Below are 11498 nucleotides of genomic sequence, written 5' to 3' on the forward strand. Positions count from 1 at the left end.
TCCCCTTTTCTATCAAGGATATTACTATTATCATATCAAATTCTCTCATAATATAAATTTCAATTTTAAAAATATTACAAAAAAGTGTATACTAATATTGAGTAAATAAAAGGAATGGGAGGAAATACTATGAATCTAGGCGGTTTTAAAAACAATGAAGTCTTAGTTGATTTAACAAACGGTACAGTGAATTACAGACCCATTAACGAGATTGATGCGAAAAAGTACATAGGCGGCCGCGGTTTGGGGGTTAAATATGTATTAGATAATGGCCCTGATGTTGAGCCATTGTCTGCAGAAAATATTTTATGTTTTATGACCGGTCCGGTTACCGGTTCACGTTCATCCATGAGTGGACGTCTTTGCGTTGTAACAAAATCCCCGCTTACAGGGACCGTTACGGACTCCCATATCGGCGGATGGACGGCTGCACGTCTAAAGTGGGCAGGCGTCGACAATCTTATTTTCTCCGGAAAAAGCGACAAGCCCGTCTACCTTTACATTGAAGATGGCAAAGCAGAACTCCGTGATGCATCAAATTTATGGGGAACAAGTACAAGAGCGTTTATTCAGGCCATGAAGGACCAATATGGTGAAGATGATTTAAGTGTTATGACCATTGGTCAGGCAGGCGAAAACACCGTTCGTTTTGCCTCATTTATTAATGAGCATGACCGTGCCGCTGGGCGTGGCGGTACTGCAGCAGTTGCCGGATATAAAAAACTCAAGGCAATTGTGATCAAGGCAGCCCAAAAAGGCAATATGCCTGTAGCAAAATTAGAGAGTGAATATAAAGAAGCCAACAAAAAAGCAGTAAAGGCAATCCTTGATGGCGGCTTAACAGCGCCAAATAAAGGCGGATTATCCGTTTATGGTACAAACGTTTTAACAAACTTAATTAACGAGGTTGGCGCACTGCCAACGAAAAATTCCCAATACACTCATTGGGAGGAAGCAGAAAAGCACAGTGGTGAGTATGTGAACACTCATTTGCGTGTTGCAAACAATACCTGCCATGCCTGCCCTGTCGGCTGTAAAATTGAAGTCGAAGTAAAAGATGGTAAATATAAAACACGGGTAGAAAGCATTGAGTTTGAATCCGCCTGGTCTCTAGGCTCTAACTGCTTGTTAAGCGATGCCGAAGCCATTTCATATATGATTGACCGCTGTAATGAGTACGGTCTAGACACAATAGAACTAGGGCATGCCTTCTCTGTAACAATGGAGGCTTTTGAAAAAGGAATTATCTCTGAAGAGCTAATTTGGGGAGATGCCGATTCGATGATTGAATTGACAAGAAAAATTGCTTTCCGTGAAGGCTTTGGAGGTACACTTGCGGAAGGTCCTGCACGTGCAGCTGCCTCTTGGGGGGCACCTGAACTGTCCATGTCTGTGAAAGGCCAGTCCATTCCGGCCTATGACCCGCGTGGAATCCAAGGGATTGGGCTTGGGTATGCAACGAGTAACCGTGGTGCCTGCCACCTGCGCGGCTATACGGTTGCAAGTGAAATTGCCGGTATTCCGGAACCAACTGACCGCCTGAAGCCTGAAGGAAAAGGTGAACTTTTAAAAGTATTCCAAGATATGCTTGCCTTCTCTGATTCTATGAACATTTGTAAGTTCTCTTCCTTCTCTGAAAATGCGGAGCATTACGCGGAACAATATAGCGCAATGACTGGTATTCCAATGACAGCCGATGACGTGATGAAGGCTGGAGAAAGAATTTATAACCTCGAGCGTTATTATAATAACCTGGCAGGATTTGATAAACGTGAGGATGATTTCCTTCCAAAACGCTTTACAGACGAACCTGCATCTGGTAACAGCACAGGTCATGTAAGCCATATGGATATCATGCTTGAAGAGTATTATCAAGTACGCGGCTGGAAAGATGGACTTGTACCTAATGATAAACTTCGTGAATTAGGGATTATCGATGCCGAAAATCAATTAGTTTAAAAATAAAACAAGGCTTCTGCCATTAGCTGCAGAAGCCTTGTTTTATTATCCACCAATTCTTGTTGTTTTGAAGCGATATTTTTTTATAACATCTTCAAGCACGTTTTCCCGATCAGCTTGAAAGCGAACCTTCATTGCCTTTACCTTAAATGTAGCGGTAAATTCGATTTCTTCTTCTGACAAAATTTGCCCGTTCCAGCCATCTGCCTTAAAAACATAGGGAAAGGTATCCGTCACCTGGATGGCACCGAGCTCGATGAAATACATTCCAAGATGCTCCTTACTGATTCCTCGAAACTCTAAATCTATTAAAGCCATATTATCCACCAGCAACAGGAGGGAATAACGCAAATTGATCCTCTTCCGCAATGATCGTCTGAAGATCATCAAGATGGATGATATTCCTGCCGTTTACATAAACATGAACAAATGGAAGCAGCTCTTTGTTCGGGGTAAAAATTTCATCCTGTAAATCAGGAAACATTTCCACCATTTTATTCAGCACATCAATCACCCGATCCCCATCAGGCTGCACCTTTACTGTTACTCCTCCACATATTTCACGGAGATTTGCAAACACTTTTACGAGCATATGTATCCTCTCCTCTCTACTACCTTCAATAATAAAACCTATATCTTTTCTTGTCACGTTGTTTTCCTTCTTTAACTATTAAAAAAGCTGCCCCAGGGTTTCTGAGGCAGCCTTAGTCTTGACGCATATGCTTATACATTGAAAATAGACATTGGTAATTTTTCAAAGCCTAAATATAATACAAGCAAAAATGCCACAACAAACTGAATCCAAAATGCGGAAGTTCTTCTGTTATTTGCGGCTCTTCCAAGGATCATTTCAAATAAACCGATAACCCATAGTCCCGCGACCGCTTTTAAAATATACCAAACATCAATCTTGGTCAACGAAAAAAGAAGTCCAATGCCTGTGGCAATAATAAGCAGGTACAATACTCGTAAAATCATTTGGACAATTTTAAATCCTTTGGCTTTCCCACTCTTGTTTAATAACAGTGCAACAAAAAATAAAATTAGAGCTAACACCCATGCTGTTACATGACCATGAATCATTTCTTTACCTCCTATGTATACTCAATCGAGACTATCATACCATAGGCTTATATGAAATATAAAGAAAACACTCCACTTCGCGATCCGTTTAACTAGATTAACCATTTTTAAAGGTTTCAATAAATTGGATGACTGCCGGCCCCAGCAAGACAATAAATAAACTGGGAAAGATAAATAACACCAACGGAAAGAGCATTTTGATTGGTGCCTTCATAGCTGTTTCCTCAGCCCGCTGCTTACGCTGTTCCCTTACTTCATTAGACTGGACCCGAAGGACTTGAACCAGTCCGATTCCCAGCTTCTCCGCCTGCAGGACACTGCTGATAAATGCCTTTATTTCATCAACATCCAGCCTGTCTCTGATACCGGAAAGCGCCTCTCTCCTTGTCTTCCCAAGACGGATTTCCTCTAGGCAGCGATGAAATTCCTGCGAGAGAACACCTTCTTTTTTGGCTACTACTTTCGTAATCGCACCGTCAAAACCAAGCCCTGCCTCAAGACTAACCGTTAACAGATCCAATAGATCCGGAAATTCCCGTAATGCCAAACGATTCCTAGTCTTTGTTTTTTGCTTTAAATAAAGATGCGGGGCAAAAAATCCAATCAGGATTCCCATTAATACAAAAACAATCACTACACCTGTTCCGGCATGTAAAATCGAACCATAACCAAAAAAGATAAGCGGCATCAAAAATAAGGAAACAGTCTGGATTAAGCGAAAATCAACTGCTGTTATGCCGAATGGATTTCCTGCCATTTGAAGTTTCTGGTCAATCTTTGCTTCTTTTTCCCCCGGCATTCTCTTTTTAAAGCTTTTTTTAAAATCTACCACCATGGGCTTGATAAATCTGTCCAGGAATGATTGTTGCTTCTCCTCTGGAACGTCTTCTATCCGATTTACAGTGTCATTTAAAAGAAAGAACTCAACTCGCTCCTTGACCGTTTCATTTTTATTTGAACGAATAAGAAAAGTCCCATAGATTCCTAATGTGACAGTTAAAAACAAACAAAAATAGAGCAAATATCTACACCTCGATATTCGTTATTTTTTTAATTAACAGAAACCCAATAATTCCTGAAACGAGTCCCGCTGCAAGCAGTGTAATCCCAATTGGATGATGAAAGAGTGTTCCAATATAGTCAGGCTGAATCATATAAAGGAACATTCCCAGAAATACAGGCAATAGTGCAATTACATAGCCTGATAACCGCCCTTGGGCTGTAAGGGTAGAGATTTGCCGATGGATTTTCGTGCGGTCACGGATCGTTTCGACAATCTTGTCAAGCACCGTTGCAAGATTTCCACCAACTTGCCGTTGAATTAAAATGGCCTGGATCATTAAATCCAAATCATCACTTGGCATCCGTTCCTTTAAATCGTTCAATGCATCTTCAATACTTTTCCCATATTGCATTTCCTTCAAGACGAAATCCATTTCCTCCTTAATTGGCGAAGCTGCTTCTTCCACAACAGATTTAAGTGCCTGCGGAAAGCTAAATCCTGCTCGTAAACTTCCGACAATGGTGGTAATCATATCAGCAAGTCCTTCATTAAACTTAGTGACTCTTTCGCGTTGTTTTTTCCTTAAAAACCATTTGGGGAGTACGAAACCAATTGAACCTCCAAGGAGGATAAAGAACCAATTACCCGTAATTAAATAGAATACACCGCCTAGAAATGCCGTTAATATCCATTGAAAGAGGATATATTCCTCTGGCTTTAGCGGCAATCCCGCCCGGGCAAGCTTAGTTTCAAGTTTTGTGTTTTTTTCTTTTGTTAAAACCTGTTTTTGAATTTTTTCTTTCATCAAGTTGATAAAAGAAAACTGCTTTACTTTAACTATGTCTACGCTTGCCTTTTCCTCATTAATCGCGAGATAATGTTGCATTCGATCCTGTAGCGTATTTTTTGAACGAAAGACTAGTTTGAAAATGAACCAAAAGAAAAAAACAGCGGTTAATAAAAAGAAAAATAAGAGTAGATAGATCAATGCCGCCACTCCTCATTTTCAATAAACACGGATGCGGGAATATGAATACCGGAAGCTTCGAGACGTTCATAAAATTTTGGCCTTACTCCGGTCGGGACAAGGCGCCCAATTATTTTCCCTTCTTCGTTAAGTCCCTCCTGTTTAAAAGTAAAGATATCTTGAAGGACGATGATTTCGCCTTCCATCCCTTGGACTTCGGTGATACTGACAATTTTTCTAGAACCATCTTTTAGCCGGGACTGCTGGATAATCACATCAATGGCTCCGGAAATTTGTTCCCGAATCGCTTTCACCGGCAATTCAACCCCAGCTAACAGAACCATCGTTTCAAGGCGTGAAATCATATCCCGCGGGCTATTGGAGTGACCTGTTGCGAGTGACCCATCATGTCCTGTATTCATGGCCTGCAGCATATCAAGGGCTTCACCGCCGCGAACCTCACCAATAATGACACGATCAGGTCTCATCCTTAATGAATTCCTAACAAGATCTCGAATGGAGATGGCTCCTTTTCCTTCAATATTAGGAGGGCGTGACTCTAATGAAACCACATGCTCCTGTCCCAGCTGGATTTCGGCAGCATCCTCAATCGTTACAATTCTTTCGTCTTCCGGGATAAAATTGGATAGAACATTAAGTGTCGTTGTCTTGCCTGATCCTGTTCCACCGCTTACGAACATGTTCAACCTTGCTTTTACACACGCATCAAGAAAGATGGCCATTTCCTTTGTTACCGTTCCAAAGTTAATCAAATCTTCAATTTGATAGGGATCCTTTGAAAATTTTCTAATGGTTATCGTAGGACCATTTAATGCCAGCGGTGGAATAATGGCATTCACACGTGATCCATCTGGAAGCCTTGCATCTACCATTGGTGAACTTTCATCGATTCTCCGCCCAAGGGGAGCAACAATTTTTTCAATCACGCTCATGACATGCTCATTGTCTCGAAATTCCACGGTTGTTAACACGAGCTTCCCTTTCCGCTCACAGTATACTTGATTTGGTCCATTCACCATGACCTCCGAGACATCCTCATCCAATAGCAGTGGATTGATCGGACCGAATCCCGTTAAATCATTAATCATGTCATCTACTACTTTTTTTCGATCAATTTGACCGCGAAACTCTTCTTCATCTTTAATAATCTCAACTGCCATTCCGTCAAGCTTTGGAATAATATCCTCAATTTCCTGTTCTTTTAACTCTTGCAAAATTTTACGATGCAGAACATTTTTAAGTTCATGATTTTTGTCTAGTTGACGCACCCTCACCTTTTCTTTCTTCTGTTCCTTCTTTTGTTCTTTTGGCCGATGGTCGCGATATACCTGCAATAGATCATGCTTTGGTGAGGGAGTTTGATTTTCAGGAGGAGAATCTGTGCTGCTTGACTCCCTTTGGAATTGATTGTTTTTTTCTTGAATTCGATGTAAGAGACCCATTTATTCAATCCCTCCTATCTTTTTTGGAAAACCATTTGCCTAAATGGGGATTCTTTTTCTTGGACTTAAGCGTGCTTGAACCATTTCCGCCCGATAAGAGCTCCGCCATTTTAAACACGCCTTTTGCCACATCTGACTTCCCATGCTTGATCACAAATGGAACCCCAAGATTAATCGATTGAGAACAAATTTGAAAATCATTTGGAATATATATTGGATTTTCTGCGGCTAAGATTTTTGCCGCATCAGTTGCTTTAATCACACTTTCCATATTTGCACGATTAATGACGACTCTTACCTTGTCTCTAAGTCCCAAAATATCGAGTGTTTCCAAATAAAGTTTTGTATTTTTTAATGCCGCCATTTCCAAATTGGTAATGACAAGGATTTGATCTGCCCTCTCAATGAATCGAAGCGATTGCTCATTTAAGCCTACCGGTGTATCGACCAAAACATAATCGTGTCCAATCAGCATGATATCCACTACTTTGTCAGCAGCCTCATTTGTCACTAAATCGGCATACTCCGGCCGGTCCGGTGCTGAAAGAACTCTGACTCCGCTTTCATGAACAGCTAAATAATTGGCAAGGCTGTGCTCGTCAATGATCCCTATACTCTCAATCACCTCTTTAATGGTGAAGGAGAACTTTAAATCCATCGCAAGGTTAACGTCGCCAAACTGAAAATCACCATCCAAAATAGCCGCTGTCACATTTTTCTTCATTAGAGCAACGGCTAAATTAACGGTTAGTGTAGTGCGACCAATACCGCCTTTTGCACTGCAAACAGCTATTAATTTCCCCCGCTGCGGTTCTAAATTAACTTGTGCAGTCTGCGTATTTTCATGGCTTGTCATGAATGGTCACCTTCCATAACTTAATCATTTTGCTTCGGTTTATTTTCTTCCGTCATTAGTGGACGTTTATTTAAGATAAAATGAATCTTCCCTGCTTCAGAGGCATTCACAAGCTTTACAGCATCATCTGGTTTTAATTCTAACGTGACAGAGCTATATTCCGCATAGGGCTCCTTGGTATTTTCCGGTGTCTGCATCTTCCTGCCTACCGCTAATACCCGTGCTTTTTTAAGCAACATCACCGATTCGGTTATATCTTGATTGGCAGCGTCCTTGATTATTTTTGTAAAAACAACGTCTACTTCATCTTCAGGCTCTATTAAATTGGAGACTGACTGGTTAATGTTTACACCAACGGATACGGCTGTGAAGCCTTCCCTCACTTTGCGCGACACATACACACCTTCCTCTTTCTCCGTGCCAAGCCGATGAGAGAAAATCGGTTCGCCTCTTTCAATCATGGCTGTCGCAAGTTTACCTTCAGCTTCAGATATTGTTTTAACTGTTTCTGGAAGAATGTCTTTTTCTGATATTTTCACTATTTCCAGCTTCTGAGCACTAATTTTTTCGTTTTTATCAATTTTTTCCCTCGCCACCACTACATCAACCATTTCAACTGCTGCAGCTGGTTCTGTATTCATCTGCTTCATATATTGAAAAAACAAAATGGTGGTTATAGCCCCCATAACAAGTGATAGCATTAAAACCATTTTCGCTTTCACAATTATCACCTACTTCGTTAATCGAATGCTGTATGCTCCTCTATCCTTGCTTCCCTCGACATATTCTCCCGAGCCTGCTCTTTTTATAAAAACTCCAGTAATGGAAGTATCATTCGTATTCATCGGACTCGTAATGTAAAAATAAGCAAACCCTGTTACTTGAACTTGTTTCATTTGTCCGCCGCCATAATTATATGGTTTATAGACTAATACCAAGAGAATCCTCGAACAATCGCGCAGGCTATAATCACCAGGAGGCTGTGAACACCCATTGACACGCATATTGACGACATCCCTGGTTTTACCGGCTATATTACCGGTTTGGGTATCAATCACATCATTAATTTTTATTTCCGATTGATAGCCTACACGCAGATTTTCTTCGTATGTCTTCGCCCCTGGTCCGCCGAGCGCTAATATTCCAAAATTACCGGTAAGTGAATCTGATGAATCGACCTTTAATTTATACTCCTTCAAGTATTCAAGCGGGATACTTTCATCAATTCCCAAAGGAGCCGCACCGACCGATTTGCCAACAGCAGCCAGGCCTGCCGCTGCATGGGCCTTGACATTTACCTGTTCCAAACCAAAAACTCGGGCAAAGGACAGATCTACAGGTTTCGTTAATGTCGCTGACACTTTCTGACCTAAAGTAATATCCAGCTTGGACAATGATGCTGCGTCCTTATGGGCATTTAATACCGTTTGAACGGTATCCGTTACTTTTTGCTCTGTATTAGGCAACTCTTGTGCACCTGAAAGGACGGCGGCATTTGCTTCCTTTTGCAATTGACTTTTTTTCATATAAAGTAAGCTGCCATCTATTGCAAGTCCAGCCATAAACAAGATGAACATCATTGTGACAGCACCAAGAATCAGGGCATTTCCTTGCTCATCATTTACTATTTTTTTTAAAAAATACTGCATACAAACACCTTCTATTCCACGCGAATCGTTGAATCCGTTTCAATCATAAACGGGGAGGGAAACAGCTTTGACACAAATGGCGTAAAAAATTGAAAGGGATACCGCAGGGTGACCTTGACATAATCTCCCGAGTGCCTTAAGGAATCCTTCGGTGAAGGTAGGACCACTAAATCCGTTTTGTTCCCTAAATGAACGTATTTTTGGGCAAAGGCAGTAAGATCCACATCCTTTTCACCTAAGCCGGCAAGCCTTACTGTTTCCTGTGCAGCCATGTGTAAATGGGCATAGGAATAGGTTAATCTGCCAAAATCAAGGATACCCACCAAAATCAATAAAAAGATTGGTAAGATGAGTGCTGTTTCAACCAGCGATTGGCCTCGTTCATCTTTTCTCATAACGGGAGAACACCTGGGAAAAAGATTTGGTACAGTGCTCCAGCTGCAATCGCAACACCGTATGGGAATGTTGACTTCCCTGTCTCTTTGCTGTCGATGAGTGAAACATGAAGACCGTGCTTTAAACTATGGATATAGTAAAGAGTTCGTTTCAGGAATCCTTTACGTAAAAGAAGGACAAAAATAGCGATGATTCCGCCTGCTAACGCCATATATAGAGAGGCCCAAAGCACAAACCCGATTCCTTTTATGCCGCCAATAACAGCCAGCAGCTTAACGTCGCCCGCTCCCATACCACCAAGAAGATAGGGAATGAATAAAATGCCCAAACCAACAACTGTTCCAAGCAATGCCGTTGTCAAACCGGAAAGCCCGCCCGTCGCAGCATGGATGATCCACGCCAGCAATAAACTTGGAAATAACACCACATTGTAAATCTTCCGCTCCTTGAGATCCGTAATAACGCAGATGATTAAAAGTATAATTAATAAATAATTACTCCACACTTCGTGCGCTCCTTTCTAACAAGATGTCATGGTCCGCAATCTGCCTTTTGATAGTAAAACAGCCTTACGTTTGCAGCAAAACGCAAGGCTGGATAGAATAAATCTGTTTTCCAAATTAAGGTGTTGGAGTTTTGGTAGATTCAGTTAAAGCGTCAGTTGCTTTTTGGAACAATCCTTGAATCTGTCCGCGCATGGTGACAAGGATGGTAACAACTCCAACAGCAATAACACCCAACACTAATCCATACTCTGTCATACCTTGTCCTTGTTCTTCAGTTAATAAAGCCTTCATTTTGTTCATCATTTGTAAAAACCCCTTTTCATTTTATAGTTACATAGTTTCCAATTTTCGTTTCTGTTTTCTGAATGGTGCCTGCCGGCAGTTCCAGCACAGAATATGCTTTTTTTCGAATCTTTCCTACCTTTGCAGGCTGTACCGTTTCGTCCAGGCCTACAATTTCTAAATCTTTGCTTAAGTATAGGACATCGATGGAGTATTTCATGAAGAAGGTATGGATCGATTGGCAGGGTTGGATTAATAAGCCGTGTCCTGCTGGTAAACTTTTCGAAAACATCAGACCCTTCAGCCTTTTAAAAAAGGTATCCGCGGTTGATACATAGTTTGCCAGTTCCGCTCCGTTTGTCAGATTCACGACTTTCAATGATTTCACCTCCAAAATAGAAATAACCCCGCCTTTACCGAAAGGGGGGTTAATAGACATAGAAATTTATAGACACATAAAAAAGCTATGTATACATAAATATCTAATATGAAACACCCTTTTCTTTCGGTAACTGGCTGGCGTAGTGCAAAAGCACCTTAGCCCCTGTAGCTTTGCGTCACTGATTTTCATCAGTTTTGCCTTTATCGAGAATCAGTGTTTGTTTTTCCGACTGATCTCTTACACACATATTAGTACTTTTTAAACCTATCGAATATCCTACTAATTTATCATTTTATGTCGAAAAGCATAGGTATTTATTACTATTTTAATGTTCAACCCTTAAAAAATATGAAAAATACCCGTAAATAAGTAATCCTCACTAGTGTCAATGGGTATATTTAGGCGAATAAATCACATTATATCCGCCTATACATATGATGTAAAAGAGAAAATGAACAAAGGGTGGTGCTCATGCCAGCAATTGTTGGGGTTGCACAGGTCATTACACTTGGAAACAGCTCTGTTTTTCATATTGGCGATGTCTATAAAATTATGCCATTTGCTACGGCCAAAACATTTTCTGGAGCTGGTTCCTTTAATACAGGCGATCAGGTTGATGTTTACAACCGATTAAGTTCAACAAATACTTCTGACCCAGATGTCATAGACCAAAATAATTTCCTTAATATGTAATGAACGGGTGGTCAAATTGAATTTTTATATTCAGCAGTCCATTCAGATTAATTTCATAAAAATTGGTGGAATTACCAATTCCTCTGTCCTGCAAATTGGCAGTGCCGGAATCATAAAGCCTCTAGCACATCTATATAATACTGGCGGTTTCATAAAACCGGCGCCAGCAGGAATTAAACCAGAAGGACAAATACCGGCACCTTCAGAACAAATACTGACACCTTCAGTACCATTACAGGCTCCGGTCAGGTAATGGAAA

At 40.9% G+C, this 11498-nt stretch carries 16 protein-coding genes and 1 riboswitch; of the genes, 3 read left to right on the forward strand and 13 right to left on the reverse strand.

Features of this window, described 5'->3' with window-relative positions; translation table 11 throughout:
- Positions 1-129 precede the first annotated feature (129 nt).
- Positions 130-1959: an aldehyde ferredoxin oxidoreductase family protein gene (locus tag ACO1D1_RS17065; RefSeq protein ID WP_149869268.1), complete on the forward strand. Its 1830-nt coding sequence runs from the start codon at positions 130-132 to the stop codon at positions 1957-1959.
- A gap of 45 nt (positions 1960-2004) precedes the next feature.
- On the opposite strand, the gene ACO1D1_RS17070 is transcribed toward ACO1D1_RS17065, so the two are convergent.
- From ACO1D1_RS17070 to ACO1D1_RS17130, 13 genes are all read right to left on the reverse strand, one after another.
- Positions 2005-2277, reverse strand: coding sequence for a hypothetical protein (locus ACO1D1_RS17070; protein ID WP_149872631.1), 273 nt, complete (start codon positions 2275-2277; stop codon positions 2005-2007).
- Between the two features lies 1 nt (position 2278).
- Positions 2279-2551, reverse strand: coding sequence for a ubiquitin-like small modifier protein 1 (locus tag ACO1D1_RS17075; RefSeq protein WP_149869267.1), 273 nt, complete (start codon positions 2549-2551; stop codon positions 2279-2281).
- A 131-nt stretch (positions 2552-2682) separates the two neighbouring features.
- Positions 2683-3042, reverse strand: coding sequence for a YisL family protein (locus ACO1D1_RS17080; protein WP_149869266.1), 360 nt, complete (start codon positions 3040-3042; stop codon positions 2683-2685).
- 97 nt (positions 3043-3139) lie between these two features.
- Positions 3140-4048: a type II secretion system F family protein gene (locus tag ACO1D1_RS17085; protein ID WP_423336542.1), complete on the reverse strand. Its 909-nt coding sequence runs from the start codon at positions 4046-4048 to the stop codon at positions 3140-3142.
- A gap of 19 nt (positions 4049-4067) precedes the next feature.
- A complete protein-coding gene (locus ACO1D1_RS17090) occupies positions 4068-5033 on the reverse strand; it encodes a type II secretion system F family protein (protein ID WP_149869264.1) in 966 nt (321 codons plus the stop codon).
- The gene (locus ACO1D1_RS17095; RefSeq protein ID WP_190284844.1) at positions 5030-6475 is read right to left on the reverse strand and encodes a CpaF family protein; all 1446 of its coding nucleotides are present in this window, start codon (positions 6473-6475) and stop codon (positions 5030-5032) included. Before ACO1D1_RS17095 ends, ACO1D1_RS17090 begins: the two co-directional genes overlap by 4 nt.
- A 4-nt stretch (positions 6476-6479) precedes the next feature.
- Entirely contained in the window at positions 6480-7331 is an 852-nt protein-coding gene (locus ACO1D1_RS17100; protein WP_149869263.1) for an AAA family ATPase, read from the reverse strand.
- Between the two features lie 20 nt (positions 7332-7351).
- The gene (gene cpaB / locus ACO1D1_RS17105; protein WP_190284843.1) at positions 7352-8053 is read right to left on the reverse strand and encodes a Flp pilus assembly protein CpaB; all 702 of its coding nucleotides are present in this window, start codon (positions 8051-8053) and stop codon (positions 7352-7354) included.
- A gap of 9 nt (positions 8054-8062) precedes the next feature.
- Entirely contained in the window at positions 8063-8980 is a 918-nt protein-coding gene (locus tag ACO1D1_RS17110; protein WP_423336543.1) for a pilus assembly protein TadG-related protein, read from the reverse strand.
- Between the two features lie 11 nt (positions 8981-8991).
- Positions 8992-9375, reverse strand: a complete 384-nt coding sequence (locus ACO1D1_RS17115; RefSeq protein WP_423336544.1) for a TadE/TadG family type IV pilus assembly protein — start codon at positions 9373-9375, stop codon at positions 8992-8994.
- The gene (locus ACO1D1_RS17120; protein ID WP_423336545.1) at positions 9372-9881 is read right to left on the reverse strand and encodes an A24 family peptidase; all 510 of its coding nucleotides are present in this window, start codon (positions 9879-9881) and stop codon (positions 9372-9374) included. Before ACO1D1_RS17120 ends, ACO1D1_RS17115 begins: the two co-directional genes overlap by 4 nt.
- A 115-nt stretch (positions 9882-9996) precedes the next feature.
- A complete protein-coding gene (locus ACO1D1_RS17125) occupies positions 9997-10185 on the reverse strand; it encodes a Flp family type IVb pilin (protein WP_423336546.1) in 189 nt (62 codons plus the stop codon).
- Positions 10186-10201: 16 nt separating this feature from the next.
- Entirely contained in the window at positions 10202-10534 is a 333-nt protein-coding gene (locus ACO1D1_RS17130; protein ID WP_423336581.1) for a DUF192 domain-containing protein, read from the reverse strand.
- A gap of 134 nt (positions 10535-10668) precedes the next feature.
- Positions 10669-10755: riboswitch (cyclic di-GMP riboswitch) on the reverse strand.
- A gap of 262 nt (positions 10756-11017) precedes the next feature.
- On the opposite strand from ACO1D1_RS17130, the gene ACO1D1_RS17135 reads away from it, so the two are divergent.
- Entirely contained in the window at positions 11018-11239 is a 222-nt protein-coding gene (locus ACO1D1_RS17135; RefSeq protein ID WP_149869256.1) for a spore germination protein, read from the forward strand.
- Positions 11240-11255: 16 nt separating this feature from the next.
- Positions 11256-11492 (forward strand): spore germination protein GerPB, encoded by a 237-nt coding sequence (locus tag ACO1D1_RS17140; protein WP_149869255.1) that lies wholly within the window; start codon positions 11256-11258, stop codon positions 11490-11492.
- Positions 11493-11498 lie beyond the last annotated feature (6 nt).

The sequence above is a fragment of the Neobacillus sp. 19 genome, assembly GCF_049463095.1.
In the GTDB taxonomy this organism is placed as follows: Bacteria; Bacillota; Bacilli; order Bacillales; family Cytobacillaceae; genus Neobacillus.